This is a genomic window from Streptomyces sp. NPDC090127, from assembly GCF_044746945.1.
Lineage (GTDB): Bacteria > Actinomycetota > Actinomycetes > Streptomycetales > Streptomycetaceae > Streptomyces.
Genome location: NZ_JBIVDE010000003.1, coordinates 582441 through 600473, shown reverse-complemented (window position 1 = coordinate 600473; position 18033 = coordinate 582441). Strand labels below are relative to the sequence as shown.

11 protein-coding genes and 1 pseudogene are annotated in these 18033 nt (G+C 73.8%); 8 read left to right on the top strand and 4 right to left on the bottom strand.

The features are described from left to right. Positions 1–65 precede the first annotated feature (65 nt). Both ACIPPS_RS13685 and ACIPPS_RS13680 read left to right on the top strand, forming a co-directional pair. Entirely contained in the window at positions 66–4136 is a 4071-nt protein-coding gene (locus ACIPPS_RS13685; RefSeq protein WP_401430590.1) for a hypothetical protein, read from the top strand. A 162-nt stretch (positions 4137–4298) separates the two neighbouring features. After that, a complete protein-coding gene (locus ACIPPS_RS13680; protein WP_401431418.1) occupies positions 4299–6014 on the top strand; it encodes an ABC transporter ATP-binding protein in 1716 nt (571 codons plus the stop codon). A gap of 67 nt (positions 6015–6081) precedes the next feature. On the opposite strand, the gene ACIPPS_RS13675 is transcribed toward ACIPPS_RS13680, so the two are convergent. Both ACIPPS_RS13675 and ACIPPS_RS13670 read right to left on the bottom strand, forming a co-directional pair. Then, complete coding sequence (locus tag ACIPPS_RS13675; protein ID WP_401430588.1) at positions 6082–7872, bottom strand: ABC transporter ATP-binding protein; 1791 nt, start codon at positions 7870–7872, stop codon at positions 6082–6084. Positions 7873–8003: 131 nt separating this feature from the next. Further along, complete coding sequence (locus ACIPPS_RS13670) at positions 8004–9710, bottom strand: ABC transporter ATP-binding protein (RefSeq protein ID WP_401430586.1); 1707 nt, start codon at positions 9708–9710, stop codon at positions 8004–8006. Positions 9711–9976: 266 nt separating this feature from the next. On the opposite strand from ACIPPS_RS13670, the gene ACIPPS_RS13665 reads away from it, so the two are divergent. The 6 genes and pseudogenes from ACIPPS_RS13665 (at position 9977) to ACIPPS_RS13640 (ending at position 15695) form a co-directional block, all read left to right on the top strand. Beyond that, complete coding sequence (locus ACIPPS_RS13665; RefSeq protein ID WP_401430584.1) at positions 9977–11050, top strand: FecCD family ABC transporter permease; 1074 nt, start codon at positions 9977–9979, stop codon at positions 11048–11050. After that, positions 11047–12144 carry a FecCD family ABC transporter permease gene (locus tag ACIPPS_RS13660; protein ID WP_401430582.1) on the top strand — a complete coding sequence of 366 codons (1098 nt, stop codon included), beginning with the start codon at positions 11047–11049 and terminating at the stop codon, positions 12142–12144. Before ACIPPS_RS13665 ends, ACIPPS_RS13660 begins: the two co-directional genes overlap by 4 nt. Further along, positions 12141–13046, top strand: coding sequence for an ABC transporter ATP-binding protein (locus ACIPPS_RS13655; protein ID WP_401430580.1), 906 nt, complete (start codon positions 12141–12143; stop codon positions 13044–13046). The genes ACIPPS_RS13660 and ACIPPS_RS13655 overlap by 4 nt, the downstream gene beginning before the upstream one ends. Positions 13047–13063: 17 nt before the next feature. Next, positions 13064–14644, top strand: a complete 1581-nt coding sequence (locus ACIPPS_RS13650) for an amidohydrolase (protein WP_401431415.1) — start codon at positions 13064–13066, stop codon at positions 14642–14644. After that, positions 14641–14871, top strand: coding sequence for a hypothetical protein (locus ACIPPS_RS13645; RefSeq protein ID WP_401430578.1), 231 nt, complete (start codon positions 14641–14643; stop codon positions 14869–14871). Before ACIPPS_RS13650 ends, ACIPPS_RS13645 begins: the two co-directional genes overlap by 4 nt. Before the next feature lie 339 nt (positions 14872–15210). After that, positions 15211–15695: pseudogene (locus ACIPPS_RS13640) on the top strand (GNAT family N-acetyltransferase). Positions 15696–15835: 140 nt separating this feature from the next. Here ACIPPS_RS13640 and ACIPPS_RS13635 read toward each other — a convergent pair. Continuing rightward, positions 15836–16969 (bottom strand): acetylornithine transaminase, encoded by a 1134-nt coding sequence (locus ACIPPS_RS13635; protein WP_401431413.1) that lies wholly within the window; start codon positions 16967–16969, stop codon positions 15836–15838. Between the two features lie 74 nt (positions 16970–17043). After that, positions 17044–18030 carry an acetylglutamate kinase gene (gene argB, locus ACIPPS_RS13630; protein WP_401430576.1) on the bottom strand — a complete coding sequence of 329 codons (987 nt, stop codon included), beginning with the start codon at positions 18028–18030 and terminating at the stop codon, positions 17044–17046. Positions 18031–18033: the final 3 nt, after the last annotated feature.

Below are 18033 nucleotides of genomic sequence, written 5' to 3'. Positions count from 1 at the left end.
CGGCGATGTCAGTGACGCCACGTAACGTGGGGGATGTCGATCAACAGTGCGGGGGAGACGGGCACATGGGCACGCGTGTCGAGAACGACGGATACACCGCGGAACTGACGGACGACCTGGAGGTCGTCTACCGCAATCCGCGGGGGCGGAGGCTGAAGAGCGTCCCCGAACCCCTCTCCGGAACACCGGACCTCGGCCTGCTGCTCAGGACATGGACGCGGCTGAAGGAGCAGCGTGAGCTGTGCCGGCGGCAGGCGCGTGGGTGGGCGCAGGCCGGGGTGCGCGTCCCGAGCGCGCTCGCCGACGCCGATCCGCTCTGGCGGGAGGCCCTGGAGTCCGAGGCCGTCGACCTCGCCGACGATCCCGGCGACGGCGGCCTGTGGGCGCGTACGTACACCGGGTTCGACGGCCGCACGCTGACCCTGGTGCTTCCCGAGCACCTCGTCCCGTACCGCGACCGCTTGATGCGCGCCGAGCACTGGGAACCGGACGGCTGCTTCTCCACGGGCATACCGGACCCCTCCGGCGGGGATCTGCCGTTCCCCGAGCGGGTCGTCGCCGCGCACCCGGGCCTGGAGGCACTGGCCGCCCAGAAGCTCGTCTCCCTGCGGGACCGCACGAGCGGGTGGAGGTTCCTCTTCAAGGGGGACATCGACGTGATCCTGCACGACCTGGAGGAGTCGGCTCCGGCGCTCCTGGTCACCCTCCTCGACGAGTTGGCCGACCTGGCCCTGCGGAAGGGCGAGCGGCAGACAGCCACCGCCTGGTTCGGGCGGGCCCGCACGGGCGAGCGGACGCAGGCGCGCAAGGTCGACCGGGAGTGGCTGGCGGGCCGCTACCTCGCGTACGCCGAGGGCAAGGCGCTCTCCGCCACCGTCCTCCGTGCCTGGGCCCGCGACCTGGCCGTCAAGGGCGCGGCGACCGCGGCGGACCTCGCCGGTTTCCGCCGCGTGGTCATCCGCCGCGTCCAGGCCTCGGGGGAGCTGTACCCGCAGCTGGCCGCCGACGTACGCAAGATCGCCCGGGCCGCCGGTCTCGAACCCGAGAGGGAACTGGCCACGCTGCTCGGAGAGGTGTGCGCGATCGGCGCCATCTCCCTGACCGACGAGAAGTTCTGGACCGACTGCTTCAAGGGCTCGGCCATGGACCTCCTCGGCGATCACGCCCCCGAGGCGGTGCGTCAGGTGCTGGAGCTGCGGCCCAGGTGGTTCAGCGAGAACTCCAAGCTGTGGCGGGAACTGCTCGAACGCAGCGGTGCGCTGGCCCTGCTCAGTGGTGAGGCCGACGGGCTGCCGGCGGGCGAGGCCGCCGCCTGGCTGTCCGAGTGCGTCGATGTGAACAGCCAGCGGAACGGTCCCTGGCGGGTCATGTACGAGATCGCCGAGAGGATCGCGCCGCGGCTGGCCGCCGACGGTGTCCCCGTCGAGTTCTCGTACGACACCTTCGCCCGGCGGACCGACAGGAGGACCCCTCTCGACCTCGTCGACCTGCTCCTCGAGCACGGCGCCCCGGTCGCCGACCCGCCGGCGCTCCTCGGCCCTTCGGAGCTGTACCACCTCCACCTCGTCCGCCGGCCGAAGCTGGAGCACCTGCGGGCCGACGCGCGCTTCGCCCGCGAACTGCGGGCGCGGGTGCGGGCCGACCTGGAGATGACCACCGGGAGCCAGGCGACCAACAGGTGGTACCAGCCGCAGGCCACCAAGGGCTGGGAGCAGATCCCCGCGCTCTTCGACAACCCGATCGGGCACGAGGAGATCCGCGCCTGGTCCGACCGTGAGCGGGCGAGGCTGCGCGCCGGGGTCGACTTCGAGGAGCTGATCCTGCTGCTCGGCCGCTACGCGCACGTGGGCGTGGCGACGGAGCTGCTCCTCAAGGACGCGGACGCCGCCGCGGAGTTCGCGGCGGTGGACGTCATGCCGCTGCTGATGGCCGAACTGCCCGACACCGTCACACGTGAGCAGGTGGAGGAGCTGGTGGCCAGGCTCGAGCCGTACCACGTCGACGACGAGGGCGTACGAGGGGTCAATCGCGGACCGATCCTGGAAGCACTGCCGCAGCTGGGCGAACCGATCCACAGCCTGGCCGCACGCTCCCTGGTCATGGCCGCGAACTGCCGTGACGGGCTCGAGCGGCTGGTCCGGCGCTTCACCCCGGAGGAGGACCGTCCGACGTCCGAGCAGTCGCCCTCGCCCGAGGCGGAGTCGGACGATCCGGACGTCCGGATGAGCCGTCGGCTGGTGCGGCTCGCCGAGCACGGCACCACGGTCTGGGGAGGCGATCCGGCGCGGCCCGACGCCACGTTCGACAACCTTCCCCGTGACAACAGCTTCCGTCACACGCACGCCTGCGCCGCGCCGCTCGCCCTGAGCGCCGTCTCCGCCAGGGCCGGCGGCCGGACGGACCGGTCGCTGCGGGCGTACGCCGCCCACCCCCTCCTCGCCGGGGAACCGGGCCGCTGGCGGATCGGCCGCTGCGAGGCGCCCGAGGACGGTACGGACGTCCAGCTGCCCCTCCCCGGGAAGGTCTTCCGCACGGCGACGTCCGCCTCCGTCGTCCTGGGCGGTGGCAAGTCCCACCGGATGCTGTGGGAGTACGCCCCCGACGGCTCCTTCTCCGAAGACGGTCCACTGGCCCCCGCGGGCCTGAAGCTCACGCGCGCCCATGTGCTGGAGCCGGTCCGTCCCGGCGCCTGGTTCGCGCGCTTCGCCGAGCTGTACCGCGAGCGTGGTCCGGCGCCCGCCCGCCCCGAGCTCGCGGAGGCCTTCGCCGCGCGGCTCGGCCTCACCGTGGCGGAGGCCACCGTTCTGCTGATGGCGCACGTCCCCTGCGCGCCGCACCAACTCGAAGACGAGGACGGCTTCCTCTCCCGTCACCCCAGCGCCGACATGGAGCCCTGGAACATCCGGCGGCAGGAAGCGGACGAGGCCGCCGGCGCACTGGCGTCCGCACTCGCCCCCAGGTTCGTCACGACGCTCTACGACAAGCTCCTCCCCGACGACCCCGAACAGCTGTGGACCACCGGCCCCGACGTCGACCGCGCCGCCGAGTGGTGGGCGCACGAGCTGGGCGCGCCCCTGCCCGTACCCGCGGCGCTGCTGATCTCCGCCACCAAGGACACCCTCCTGCCCAAGGGCGAGCGTGCCCTCCACCGTGTGCACAGCCGGGACTCCCGGGCCTGGTGGCCCCACCTGCGACTGCCCGCGCTGCTCGGCCGCCTCGCGACCGGGGCGCACTGTCTCGACACCCACCGGTCGGCCCTGCTGGGTGAGCCCCAGGTCCTGGCGCTCCCGAGGACGGCCGCCTGGATCGCCTACCGCACCCAGGCCGGCGATCCGCTGCGCCCCGTGGTGGGCGCGGCCGTCTCCCGCCTGCGCGAGGAGATGGCGTCGGCCACGGGACCGCTCACCGTCTTCTCCCTCCAGAGCAACTACCTGATGGGTCCGCCCCCTTCGACCGAGGCGCTCGCCGCGCATCCGGCGGTCACGGAGGAGGCCGACCCGGTGTACGACGTACGCCACATCCGGGTGGACCCGGCCGCGCTCAAGGGGGCCGACGATCCTCTCCTGGACACGCTGGACGCGTACCTCGATTCCGTACTGCCCTCCCAGTGGCTCCCCACCCTGTCCGGGCTGCCGGGCCTCGCGGACCTGCGGCTCCTGCTGAGCGACGACTTCGCCGCGCTCGGGGAGCACCTCGCCACCGACGGGGAGCGGCCCCAGGGCTGGGAGCAGGACCCGGCGCGCTCCGTGCCGCACCTCGTCGCGGAGTGCGCGAAGACGTACGGACTGAGCGAGGACGCCGCGGCGCTCCATCTGATGCTGCTCGCCCTGCCGGACCCGTCGGACCGCAACGTCAAGGCGTGGACCGGGTGGAAGGCCACGCGCTTCAAGGAGGCGCAGGCCGAACTGGGCGCCTCGGGACGCGTGCTGCGCGCCGTCCGGCCCCGAGCGGGCCGCTCCCTCTTCCTGCCGGGCGCCTGGCAGGAGCGCAAGCCCCCGCGTCTCCCGATCGAGGTGTCGAAGCTCGGGCTGCTGCCGCTGGCCCGGGACCACAGGTCGACGTCCCACCTGGCCGCCGTCCCCTCCGGCCCCCTGCCCACACTGTTCACGCGCGCGTGGGAAGGCCGCGTGGACTGACCGAGGAGCGAGGGCGGTCGGCGCCCTCAACCCTCGCGCCCCTCGGCGCGTCTGCATGGAGATGCCGCCGGCGACACAGCACCACGAGGAGAACGCGTGGCCACCACCGCAGAGTCCGTCCCACCGACCCCACCCGACGAACCGCCCACGCCCGCGTGGCGCATGCTCCTCGGATACGTACGGCCGCACCGCTGGACGCTGCTCGGCGGGGCGCTGCTGTCCCTGGTCACCGGAGCCACCGGGCTCGCGTTGCCGCTGGTGGCCAAACACCTCATCGACGCGCTCTCCGACGACCGCCCCATCACCGGCGCCCTGCTGCTGATGTCGGTCCTGGTCCTCGCCAACGCGGGGATCGGCGCGCTCGGCGGGTACGTCCTGCGGCGCACCGCCGAGTCCGTCGTCCTCGGCGCGCGGCGCACCCTGTCGTCGTACCTGCTGAGGCTCCGCGTCGCCGCCGTGGACCGCAGCGAACCCGGCGACCTGATGGCCCGCGTCACCTCCGACACGACCCTGCTGCGCGAGGTCACCACGGACTCGCTCGTGGGTCTCGGCACCGGGGGGCTCACGCTGGTCGCGACGCTGGTGATGATGGGCCTGGTGGACCCCGTCCTGCTGGCGGTCACGCTCGGCGTGGTGCTCGGCGCCGGTTCGGTGATCGGCGCGATCGTGCCCCGTATCAACAAGGCCAGCAAGCAGGCGCAGGACGCGGTCGGAGCGATGGGCGCTTCGCTGGAACGCGTCCTCGGCGCCCTGCGCACGATCAAGGCGTCCGGCGCCGAGCCCCGCGAGGAGCGGGCCGTGCACGCCGCCGCCGAGGAGTCCTGGCGTCAGAGCGTACGCGCCGCCAAGTGGTCGGCCCTCGCCGGGAACACGGCCGGCCTGTCGATGCAGATCGCGTTCATCACCGTGCTCGCCGTCGGCGGCGCCCGGGTCGCCACCGGCGCGATCGACGTCGGCACTCTGGTCGCGTTCCTGCTGTACGTCTTCTACCTGATGTCCCCGATCCAGCAGGTCGTCGGCGCGGTCACCCAGTACCAGGCCGGCGCCGCCGCCCTCGCCCGGATCCGCGAGGCCCTGCGGCTGCCCGCCGAGCCGCCGGCCGAGCCTGCGCCGCTGCCCGCACCCGGCGCCGAACCCGCCGCGCTGGCCTTCGAGGACGTCCGGTTCCGGTACGCGCGGGATCTGCCGTACGTCCACCACGGCGTGAGCTTCGAGGTACCGCCGCGCGGCATGACCGCCTTCGTCGGCCCGTCCGGGGCGGGCAAGACCACCGTCTTCTCCCTCATCGAGCGGTTCTACGACCCCGACGCCGGACGGATCACGTTCGACGGCCGCGACCTGGCCGCGTGGGAGATATCCCTGCTCCGTTCCGCGATCGGCTACGTCGAGCAGGACGCGCCCGTACTCTCCGGAACCCTCCGCGACAACCTCCTGCTCGGCCATCCGGACGCCGGCGAGGAGGACCTGCACCGCGTGCTGGGCACCACCCGGCTCGACGGTCTCGTCGAGCGGCTCCCCAAGGGCATGGACACGCTGGTCGGGCACCGCGGCACCAAGCTGTCCGGCGGTGAGCGTCAGCGCGTCGCGATCGCCCGCGCGCTGCTGCGCCGCCCCCGCCTGCTCCTGCTCGACGAGGCCACGAGCCAGCTCGACGCCGTCAACGAGGCGGCGCTGCGCGACACCGTCGCCGACGTCTCCCGCACGACGACCGTGATGGTGGTGGCCCACCGGCTCTCGACCGTCACCATGGCCGACCGCATCGTCGTCATGGACACGGGCCGGGTACGTGCCGTGGGCACCCACCGCGAACTCGTCACCGCCGACCCGCTCTACGCCGAACTCGCCGCCACCCAGTTCCTGGCCACCGCCGAGAGCTGACCCAGGGACGGCGCAGCCCCGTCCCGCCCCTGCTGCGGGGTGGGGCGGGGCTGCGAGGGGGCTCGGGTCACGCCGGTACCGCGGGCTCGCGGCGGCTGTCGGACCAGGCCGACCAGAGTTCGGCGTAACGGCCGCCCGCGGCGACGAGTTCGTCGTGCGTGCCGGTCTCCACGACACGGCCCTGGTCCAGGACGACGACGCGGTCCGCGGTCGCCGCCTGGGGGAGGCGGTGGGCCACCATCAGGCCCGTCCGGCCCTCCAGGGCGCGCAGCGCGGCCGTCTCCAGGACACGGGCGCCCGCGCTGCCGGCGTCGGCGGTGGCCTCGTCGAGGATCGCGATCGGCGGGTCGGTGAGGACCAGCCGGGCCAGGGCCAGGTGCTGGGCCTGGGTCACCGTGAGGCGGTGGCCGCCCTCGCCCACGATCGTGGCCAGCCCGTCGGGCAGCCCGTCGACCCACTCCAGCGCGTCGACGCGGGTCAGCGCGGCGCGCAACTCCTCGTCGCTCGCCCCGGGACGGGCCAGCCGCAGGTCCTCGGAGAGCGGGCCCGCGAAGACGTGGACCTCCTGGCTGATCAGGGTGACCGCCCGCCGGACGCCGGCCGGGCCCAGCTCGCGGGAGTCCACACCGCCCAGCAGGATCGTCCCGGACGCCGGGTCGTGGACGCCCGCGATGAGCTTCGCGAGCGTGGTCTTGCCCGCGCCGCTCGCGCCGACCAGCGCCACCCGCTCGCCGGCCCGGACCGTCAGGTCCACCGAGGTCAGGACCGGGTGGCCGTCCACGTACGCGTGGCCGAGGCCGGAGACCGTGACCGACCCGTCCACCGGCGCGGCGGCCGACTCGTCGGTCTCCCGTTCCGTCGGCAGGCTCGACACGCCGACGAGCCGGGCGAGGCTCGCCCCGGCGGACTGGGCGTCGTCGATGAGGAAGAGCGCCGCGTTGATCGGGTTGAACAGGCCGTGGAAGTAGAGCGCCGCCGCCGTCGCCGTACCGATGCTCACCGAACCCGCGTCGACCAGGAAGAAGCCGGTGAGCAGGATCGACGTCAGACCGATGAACTCGGCGATGTTCAGGCGGGAGAAGAAGCCCGAGACGAGGTGCATGCCGCGGGCCGCCAGACCCACCGCGGCCTGCGAGCGCTGCTCCAGGAGGTCGGCGTGCCGGCCGTTCAGCCGGAACGCCCGCACCGTGCGCACCCCGCCGACGCTGTCGAGCAGCTGGTGCTGGAGGGCGCCGGTGGCCACCCGGTGCGCGGCGTAGATGCTCGCGGCGCGCGGGATGTACCAGCGGACGGTGAGGACGTGGACCGGGACGGCCACCAGCACGGCGAGCAGGAAGCGCCAGTCGAGGACGGTCAGGCCCACCAGGGTCAGGATGATCGTGAGGAAGGCGCCGGCGAACTCCGGGAGCGCCTGCCGTACGGCCTTCGCGATCAGCGTGACGTCGCCGGTGACGCGCGAGGTCAGGTCACCGGAACCGGCCTGCTCGACCCGTTCGAGGGGCAGCCGCAGGGCCCGTGCGATGAACCGTTCCCGAAGGTCCGCGAGGATGGTCTCGCCGAGCCGGGCCACGAGGGACTTGCCGATCGCGGTCGCGACGCCACGGGCGACGGCGACCGCGAGCAGGAGCAGCATCGGCACGGTCAGCGCGCCCGCGCCGCTCTTGTCGACGACCAGGTCCACGATGCGGCCGAGCAGCGGCGCGGTCAGCAGCCCGATGCCGGTGCCGACGACGAGGACGGTGAGCGCGGTCACCGCGAGGAGCCGGTGGTGGCGCAGGAGTTCACGGACGACGGCGAAGGTCTGGGCGCCGGTGGCGGTGGGCAGAAGCTCGCGTTCGGGCGTGCCGGGTCCGCTCATCGTCCGTCCTTCGTCCTTCACGTCTCGGTCCTGAGAGTCCTGAGAGTCCTGAGAGTCCTGCGTGCCCTGCGTGCCCTGCGAGTCCTGCGTGCCCTGCGAGTTCTGGGAGTTCTGAGGGTCCTGAGCGCCCGTCATGCGAGCACCGCCGTGCGGTACGACGCGTGCGCGGCGACCAGCTCCGGATGGGTGCCCTCGGCGGCCACGCGGCCCTCGTCGAGGACGATCACGACGTCCGTACCGGCCAGCAGGGCGGGACTCGTGGTGACCAGGACCGTCGTGCGGCCCTTGCGCAGGTCCCGCAGGCGGGCCGCGATGCGGGCCTCGGTCACGGTGTCGACGGCGGTGGTCGGGTCGTGGACCACGAGCACCGGAGGGTCGGCGGCCAGGGCGCGGGCGAGCGCGACGCGCTGGCGCTGGCCGCCGGAGAGCGACCTGCCCCGCTCGGTGAGCACGGTGTCCACGCCCTCGGGCAGCGCCTGGGCGACGTCGTCCGCGGCCGAGGCGGCGAGCGCCGGGCCCACGTCCGGTCCGTCCGTACCGTCGCCGTCGGCACCGGCCCGCACGTTGGCGAGGAGACTGTCCTCGAAGAGGTCCGCGTCGTGGTGGGCGACCAGGATCGCGCGGCGCGCGTCGGCCGGGCCGAGGTCGGTCAGCGGTACGCCGTCCAGCTCGACGGTCCCCGCGGCCGGGTCGAGTTCACGGCCCAGGCAGAGCAGCAGGTCGTTGGCGGCGGCCGCGTCGCGGGCGACCACCCCGACGAGGCTGCCGGCGGCGATGTCGAGGTCGACCCCGCGCAGGGCGCCCTGGGTGACCCCGCGCAGGCTCAGCCGGCCGGCGACCCGGTCGGGCAGCGCGACCGTACCGGCCGCGACGGCCGGAGGCGAGGCGAGGACCTCGGCGATCCGCTCGGCCGAGGCGCGGCCCTGGGCGAACTCGCCGTTGACGTAGGTGAGGAGCTGGAACGGGCCGAGGAGGTACTGCGCGAGGCCGACGGCCGCCACCAGCTCACCCACGGTGATGCTGCCGCTCATCGCGAGGTGCGCGCCGACGAGACCGATGGCCGCGATGAAGATGCCCGTCAGGGCGAGGATCGCGCCGTCGTGCCAGGCGCGGCTGGTCGCGGCCCGCAGGGCGGCCGCCAGCGAACTCCGGCTCGTCTCCCGGTACCGGGCGACCGCGGCCGCCTCGGCGCCGATGCCCTTCAGCACGCGCAGCCCGCCGACCAGGTCGGCCGCGACGCCGGAGGCGTGCGCGGCGTGCTCCTGCTCGGCCTCGCTGCGCCGCTCCAGCGGCCGGCTGATGACATGGCCGAGCCACAGCAGCGGCGGGACACCGAGCAGGACCAGCAGGCCGAGCGGTACGGAGATCCGCAGCAGCGCCACGGCGCTGACCGCCAGACCGGCGATCGCGGAGAGCGTGTACGGCATGGCGGAGGCGACCGAACCGACGCGCCGGGCGTCACCGGTGGCGACGGCGGTCAGGGCGCCGGGCAGCCGGCCGGTGTCGGCGCCGCCCCGCGGGTCGAGGACCCGGGCGGCGAGGTCCTGTCGGATCCGGTGCGCGGCCGCCTCGCCCGCGCCCTCGGCGAGCCGCGCGGAGTTGCGGTAGCAGGTCGACAGGATGAGGAAGAGACCGGCGAGTACCAGGAGCCAGCGCAGCAGGGCGCCCGAAGCGCCGGTCGCCACCGCCTGGTCGATGACCAGACCGATGACGACCGGGACGAGGGCCTCGCACGCCTGGTGCGCCATACCGAGGAACGAGGCCGTGGCGACACGGCGGCGCTGATCGGCGAGTGCTCTGCGGAGGACGGAGCCCCCCGTTGGTCCTCCAGCGGGCATGCGGATCCTCCACAGAAAAGGGGCTGGGTAGTTAGGTAAGGCTACCTTAAACATGGCTGGTGCCAAGGGTGCGTGGGGCCTCGGAGGTCATCTTCGCAGCGTGTGGGACCAGCGGGGACGCGCCCTCGCGTTGACCCGGTCCCGACTGTACGGTTAGGCTCACCTAAGTTTCATTCCGGGGTGTGCCATCTCGCGTGCCACACGCCCATGTTCAACGCTTCGCGCGGCTCGCGGGGCGCTCGAGTCCGCCGCCAGGGGAGTGGTCGTTGTCCGTCGAAACCCGGGCGGCGCCCGGAACCGAGACCGAGCCCGCCGGTGGCGTCGCGCCCGCGGCCCGACGGGCCGCGGTGGCCCTGCGCGGCCTCGGCCTCGTCCTCACCCTCGGCGCCCTCCTCCTCGTCTCGCTGGTCAGCGTCTGGGTCGGTACGCGAGGCATTCCGTTCACCTCGATCTGGCACCTCCTGTGGGCGCCCGACGGCTCGGAAGCCTCGATCATCGTCCACGACTACCGGATCCCCCGGACCGTCCTCGGTCTCCTCGTGGGTATGGCCCTCGGCCTCTCCGGCGCCCTGATGCAGGCCCTGACCCGGAACCCGCTCGCCGACCCGGGCCTGCTCGGAGTGAACCTGGGCGCCTCGGCGGGCGTCGTCGTGGCCATCGCGTTCCTCGGCGTCGCCGCGCCGCTCGGCTACGTCTGGTTCGCCCTCGCGGGCGCCGCCGCCGCGTCGATCGGCGTCTACGTCCTCGGCTCCTCCGGGCGGAAGATGGCCACCCCGGACCGGCTCGTGGTCGCGGGAGCGGCGGTGACCGCCGTGCTCTACGCCTTCAACTGGGCCGTGCTGCTCTTCGACCCGGAGGCGTTCGACCAGTTCCGGTTCTGGACCGTGGGCTCCCTGTCCGGCCGGTACTACGACATCGTGCTGCTGATGCTGCCGTTCGTCGTCGTCGGCCTGCTCGTCGCCTTCCTGCTGGCCCCCTCCCTCAACGCCCTGGCCATGGGCGACCAGATGGGACGCGCCCTCGGCGTGCACGTCGGCCGGACCCGCGTGCTCGCGGCCGTCGCCGTGATGCTGCTGTGCGGGGCGGCCACCGCCGCCGCCGGGCCGATCGGCTTCGTCGGACTGGCCGTTCCGCACGTCGCCCGGTTCCTCGCGGGCGCCGACCAGCGCTGGGTGTTCGCGTACTCGGCACTGCTCGCCCCGGTCCTCCTCATCGGCTCGGACGTGCTGGGCCGGGTCCTCGGCGCCCCCGGCGAGGTGCAGGTCGGCATCGTCACCGCCTTCATCGGCGCGCCCCTGTTCATCGCGCTGTGCCGCCGTCGAAAGCTGGTCATGCTGTGAGCGCCGTACGGGAGTCGAAGGGCTCCACCCTCCAGGCCCCGCCCGCCCCCCGTGTGATCAGCGGCCGGGTCGTCCGCGTCGGAGCGGGCGGCCTCTCGCTGCGCCTCCAGGGGCGTACGGTCGCCGTGACCGTCCTGCTGCTCGTCGCGCTCGTCGTCGTCATGGCCGTCACGCTGACCACCGGAGACTTCCCGCTCACCGTCGGCGAGGTCGTCGGCGCCCTGACCGGCAACGGCTCCGGGGCCGCCGACTTCGTCGTCAACACCCTGAGGATGCCGCGCATCCTGACCGCGGTCTTCGTCGGCGCGGCCCTCGGCGTGAGCGGCGCGATCCTGCAGAGCCTCACCCGCAACTCCCTCGGCAGCCCCGACATCATCGGCTTCACCAACGGCTCGGCCGTGGGCGCGCTCGTCGTCATCATCGTGCTGCACGGCAGCATGACCCAGATCGCGATCGGCGCCCTGATCGGCGGGCTCGCCACCGCCCTCGTCGTCCATCTCCTGCTGATCGGCCGGGGCTTGCAGGGGTTCCGGCTGGTCGTCATCGGCATCGGCGTCAGCGCCCTGCTGCTCGCCGTCAACTCGTACCTGATCACCCGGGCGACCTTCCAGGAGGCCCAGGAGGCGCAGGCGTGGCTGATCGGCAGCCTCGGCAACCGGCTCTGGATGCACGCCAACGCCATCGGGCTCGCCCTCGCCGTCCTGCTGCCGCCGGCCCTCCTGCTCTCCCGCCGGCTCGCCATGGTCGAGATGGGCGACGCCACGGCGACGGCCCTCGGCGTCCACGTGACGCGGACCCGCACGATCCTCTTCGTCATCAGCGTCGCCCTCGCCGCCTTCGCCACCGCCGTCACCGGACCCATCGCGTTCATCGCCCTGGCCGCGCCGCAGGTGGTCCGCAGACTCACCCGCTCCTCCGGACCCGCGCTGCTGCCGGCCGCGCTCATGGGCGCCGTCCTGCTCGCTGTGAGCGACCTCGTCGTGCAGCGGGTGTTCGCCCCCGCGCTGCTGCCCGTGGGCACGGCGACCGGCGCCGTCGGCGGCGTCTACCTCATCTGGCTGCTGATCACCGAGTCGCGAAAGAGCCGAGCATGACTGGAACGAACTCCCCGGGCCCCCGGCTGCGCGCCGAGGACCTCACGCTCTCCTACGACCAGCGGACCGTCGCCACGGAGCTGAGTGTCGACATCCCCGACCACTCCTTCACGGTCATCATCGGACCGAACGCCTGCGGCAAGTCGACGCTGCTGACGGCGCTCGCCCGGATGCTCAAGCCCAGGGCCGGGCAGGTCTATCTCGACGGCGCCGCCATCGCCACGTACCGCTCGCGCGAGGTCGCCCGCCGGCTCGGGCTGCTTCCGCAGTCCTCCAGCGCGCCCGGCGGCATCACCGTCGGCGACCTCGTGGCGCGCGGCCGGTACCCGCACCAGCGCCTGCTGAAGCAGTGGTCCGCCGAGGACGAGACGGCCGTGGTCGAGGCGATGCGTCAGACCGGGGTGCTCGAGCTGGCCGACCGTCCGGTGGACGACCTCTCCGGCGGTCAGCGGCAGCGGGTCTGGCTCTCCATGGTCCTCGCCCAGCAGACCTCCATCCTGCTGCTGGACGAGCCGACCACCTTCCTCGACATCGCCCACCAGGTCGAGGTCCTCGACCTCTGCGCCGAGCTGCACGCCCGCAAGGGCCACACCGTCGTGGCGGTCCTGCACGACCTCAACCAGGCCTGCCGGTACGCCACCCACCTCATCGTGATGCGTCCCGGCGGCACCATCGCCGCCGAGGGCGACCCGGCCTCGGTCATGACCGCCGACCTCGTCGAGGACGTCTTCGGGCTGCCCTGCCGGATCATCGAGGACCCGGAGACCGGCACGCCGATGATGATCCCGGCGGCGCCCCGCAGGTTCGCCCCGGAGGCCGACGACGCCGGCGGAACCGGCGCGGGCGACAGCGCCAGGGACACGAAGGACGCCGACGCCTCCGTGCTCGCCGAGACCTCCTAGGAGACGGACCGCCCATGATGCTCTGCACGAGGCTGACGAACGCCCGGATCCTCACCCTGGACCCGGACCACCCGGTCGCCCACGACCTGGGCATCTGGCGGGGGAGGATCGTCGGCCTCGACGAGGCCGTGACCTCCCTGCCCGCCCGCGAGGTGATCGACCTCCAGGGCGCCACCGTCCTGCCGGGGTTCATCGACAGTCACGTCCACCTGGCGTGGACCGGCCTCGAGGCGAACTCCCCGAGCATCGCCGGCCTCGCCCGCGGCGAGGACGTCCTCGCCGTCGTGGCGGAGGCCTGCTCCCGCAAGGCCGCCCCCGGCACGTGGGTGAGCGTCGGCGGCTACGACCAGCGGGCCCTCGGGCGGCACCTGACGGCCGCCGAACTCGACCGCGTCTCCCAGGGCCGCCGGGTCTTCCTGATGCACCAGTCCGGCCACGCCTGCGTGGTCAACAGCGCCGTGCTCGACCTGCTCCCGGTCGACGTCCCGCACGAGGACGGCCTCCTCGTGGAGGGTGCGATGGGCGCCGTGCGGCGCCTGCGGCTGCCGTACGCGCAGGAGGAGTTGGCCGACGCCGTCGAGCACGCGGCCCGCGAGTGCCTCACCGAGGGCATCACGGCCGTGGCCGAGGCCGGCATCGGCGGGGGCCTGCTGGGACACAGTCCCGTCGAGCTCGGCGCCTACCAACTCCTGCGCGACCAGGGCCGGCTGCCCCTGCGGGTCCAGCTGATGCCGGGCGCCGACACCCTCCGGAACGTCGGCGCGCACGAACGGGACGGCATACCGCGCGGGCTCGACCTGGGCCTACGGACGGGGTTCGGGGACGACTGGCTGTCCGTCGGCGCGCTGAAGATCTACACCGACGGCGGCATGATGGCCCGCACGGCCGCGCTCACCACCCCGTACGAGGGCTCGGACCACACCGGCCAGCTCCAGGCCGACCCCGACCACCTCACCTCCCTCATCGTCGACGGCCACCTCGGCGGGTGGCAGCTCGCCGTCCACGCGATCGGCGACCGGGCCGCGGACCTCGCGCTCGACGCCCTGGAACGGGCGCAGGAGCTGCGGCCGCGCACGGACGCCCGGCACCGCGTCGAGCACGCCGGGCTCATCCGGCCCGACCAACTCCCCCGCTTCGCACGGCTCGGTCTCAGCGCGGTCGTCCAGCCCAACTTCCTGCGGTACTTCGGCGACGACTACGCGACCGTCATGGGCACCGAACGGGCGCCGTGGATGTATCGCGGCCGTGGCTTCCTCGACCACGGCGTCACGCTCGTCGGCAGCTCCGACCGGCCCGTCACCGACGGGTCGCCGCTGCGGGCCGTCCAGTTCATGGTCGAGCGGGCATCCCTGTCGGGGCAGCTCATCGGCCCCGACGAGGCGATCACCGTCGACGAGGCGCTGCGCGCGTACACGGTCGCCGGCGCGTACGCCTGCCACTGGGACGACACCGCCGGCAGCCTCAGCCCCGGCAAGCGCGCCGACTTCGTCGTCCTCGGCGACGACCCGCACCGCGTGGACACGTCCAGGATCGGCGACATCGAGGTCGTGGCGACCTTCGTCGACGGCCGCGAGGCGACGGACGGCAAGAAGCTGTGAACGGGCCGACGGACCCCGTGGAGCGCCACTCCGCGCTCTGGCAGGTGCCCGAGGGCGACGTGTCCCGCTGGGTGATCTGGCACGCGGCCGAGGGCGAGGACATCGTGTTCGACCGGGAGTTCAACATCCCTGCCGACGTGGAGGACGCCGCCCTCGCGGAGGTCCTCCACCGGATGCGCGAGGCGGGGGTGCCGGAGAGCGACGACTATCCGGGGCGGCCCTGCTGAGCGGGCGGGCCGACTTGGCCGTGCCATCAAGTAAGGCTACCCTTACTTCGACTGATCCGCCGGTGCGCGCGGCGACCCGATCGCCCCCCCCGCGCACGGCGGACCGAGGAAGGAAAGCCTTGACCACGGCCCCGCCGCGCCCCCAGGCCACGCTGTCGCCGAGCGAACTCGACGTCCCCGAGCGCGACATCTCCGGACTCGCCCTCTCCGGCCGCGACATCTCCGGACTCGCCCTCCCCGGCCTCCCCGCCCTGGATCCCCCCGGCTTCACCGGCCCCGATCACTTCGGAACCGGTTCCTCCGCAGCCGATCCCTCCGCAGCCGATCTCTCCGAAGCCGGTGCCTCCGCAGCCGGTTCCTCCGGCGCGGCCGGCGGCGGGTTCCGTGTCCGGACCGCACGCCCCGAGGACGCCGCCGCGCTCGCCGATCTCTCCCGGCCGTTCGTACGCTCGGGAGCGCTCCGCGAGCGACCGCTCTCCCTCTACGCAGAGCAGGCCGCCGACTTCCTCGTCGCGGAGTCCCCCGAGGGAGGGGCCCTCGACGGCTGCCTCGGGCTCCGCGCGCACGCCGCCGCGGGCGTCCTCTACAACTTCTGCGTGGCCGGCCACCGGCAGGGCTGCGGCACGGGAGCCCGGCTGCTGCGCGCCGCGCTGACGAAAGCCCGGTCCCGCTCCCTGCGGACGCTCTTCACGGCCACGACCGGCGGCGGCCACCTCTTCCTCCGCCACGGCTTCGCCCCCACCCACGTGAGCCTGGCCCCGTCGGCCTGGGCCCGGTCCCTCGACCCGCGCCGCAACGCCCGCGTCCTGGCCCGCGCCCTCTAGGGGGTGCCCTGGCCCGCTTCCCGGCGCCCCCGGAGTACCGCCGCCGAGGCGCGTGCCGCGGCAGCGCGAAAGGGCGGGCCCGGAAGCCGACACGGCTCCGGGCCCGCCCTTGCGCGTGGGGTGCGCGCGCGTACCTCCGCTCAGCGGTCGAGGACCTCCGGGAGGGCCTTGACCAGCTGATCGGCCTGATGCTCCGTCACCGTCAGGGCGGGAGCCAGCCGTACGGTGGCAGGGCCCGCCGCGTTGACGAGGAAGCCCGCGTCCTGGGCGGCCCGCTGGACGGCGGGGGCCACCGGTTCCGTGAGGACGACGCCCAGCAGGAGACCCGCGCCCCGCACCTCGGCGACCCGCGGGTGCGCGAGGCCCTCGATGCCGTGGCGCAGGCGCGCACCGACCCGGAGGACGTGGTCGAGCAGCCCCTCCTCCTCGATGGTCCGCAGGACGGTGAGACCGGCCGCGCACGCGACCGGGTTGCCGCCGAACGTGGAGCCGTGGTGGCCGGGTTCGAGCAGCTCGGCCGCCTCGCCGAACGCCACCGTGGCGCCGATCGGCAGCCCGCCACCGAGCCCCTTGGCCAACGTGATCACGTCCGGGTCCACGCCCTCGGCCGCCTGGTGCGCGAACCAGTGGCCGGTGCGGCCGATCCCGGTCTGCACCTCGTCGAGGACGAGCAGGCTCCCCGCCGACCTGGTGATCTCCCGGGCGGCCCGCAGATACCCCGTCGGGGCCGGAACGACCCCCGCCTCGCCCTGGATCGGTTCGAGCACGACGGCCGCCGTCCGTTCGGTCACCGCCGCGCGCAGCGCCGCGACGTCTCCGTACGGCACGTGCGTGACGTCTCCGGGCAGCGGCAGGAACGGCTCGCGCTTCGCCGGCTGCCCGGTGAGCGCGAGCGCCCCGAGGGTACGGCCGTGGAAGCCGCCGCTCGCCGCGACGACGTGCGGACGGCCCGTCCTGCGGGCGATCTTGAAGGCGGCCTCGACCGCCTCCGTACCGGAGTTCGCGAAGAAGACGCGGCCCCGCTCGCGGCCCAGCAGGCCGAGCAGCCGTTCGGCCAGCTCGACGGGGGGCCCGGACACGAACAGGTTCGAGACGTGCCCCAGCCGGCCGATCTGGTGCCGCACCGCCGAGACGACGGCCGGGTGGGCGTGGCCCAGGGTGTTGACCGCGATCCCGCCCGTGAAGTCGGTGTACGCACGGCCCGACTCGTCCCAGACCGTGCTGCCCTCGCCCCGGACCAACGCCAGCGGGGGAGTGCCGTACGTGTCCATCATGACCGCGCTCCAGCGGCGCGTGAGCGGTGCGGTCGTGCCGGTGTCGTCGACGGCGGCGGCGTCGGTGTCGGCGGTCACGTGCGGTCCTCCGCGGTTCGCTGTCCCTCGTCCGGTACGACCGTCGTACCGGGGCCCTTCTCGGCGAAGACGCCCCGCAGCAGGGCGTGCGGCACCCGCCCGTCCAGGACGTGCGCCCGCCGGACACCTCCGCGTACCGCGCGCAGACAGCCCTCCATCTTCGGGAGCATGCCGCTCGCGAGCCCCGGCAGCAGCGTGTCCAGCTCCGAGGCCGACAGCCGGTCGATCACCTCGGTGCTGTGCGGCCAGTCCGCGTACAGCCCCTCGACGTCGGTCAGCACCACCAGACGTTCCGCGCCCAGCGCCACCGCGAGCGCCGACGCCGCGAGGTCGGCGTTGACGTTGTAGACCTCCCCGTCCTCACCCCGCGCCACGGGTGAGACCACCGGGATACGGCCCTGGTCCAGCAGCGTCCGTACGGTGCCGGGCTCCACGGCCACGACCTCGCCGACCAGCCCGATGTCCACCGGCCTTCCGTCCACGAAGGCCGGGCGGCGCACGGCCGTCATGGTGTGCGCGTCCTCGCCCGACAGGCCGACCGCGAAGGGTCCGTGGGCGTTGAGGGCGCCGACCAGCTCCCGCTGGACCTGGCCCGTCAGCACCATGCGGACCACGTCCATCGTCTCGGGCGTGGTGACGCGCAGCCCCGCCTCGAAGCGGACCTCCAGGTCGAGCCGGTCGAGCATCGCGCTGATCTGCGGCCCGCCGCCGTGCACCACGACCGGGCGCACTCCCGCGTGCCACAACTCCACGACGTCCTGGGCGAACGTCCGGTGCAGCGCGGGGTCCACCATGGCGTTGCCGCCGAACTTGACGACCACCGTGCGGCCCTGGAGCTCCTCCAGCCACGGCAGGTCGGCGGCGGTCAGACCGGCGGTCAGCCCGGCAGCCGGTGCGGTCGCCGGTGCGGGCACCAGCACCGGCGCCGGTGCGGCAGCCGTCGCCGTCGCCTCGTCCGGCCCGCCGGGAGCGAGCGTTCCCATTCC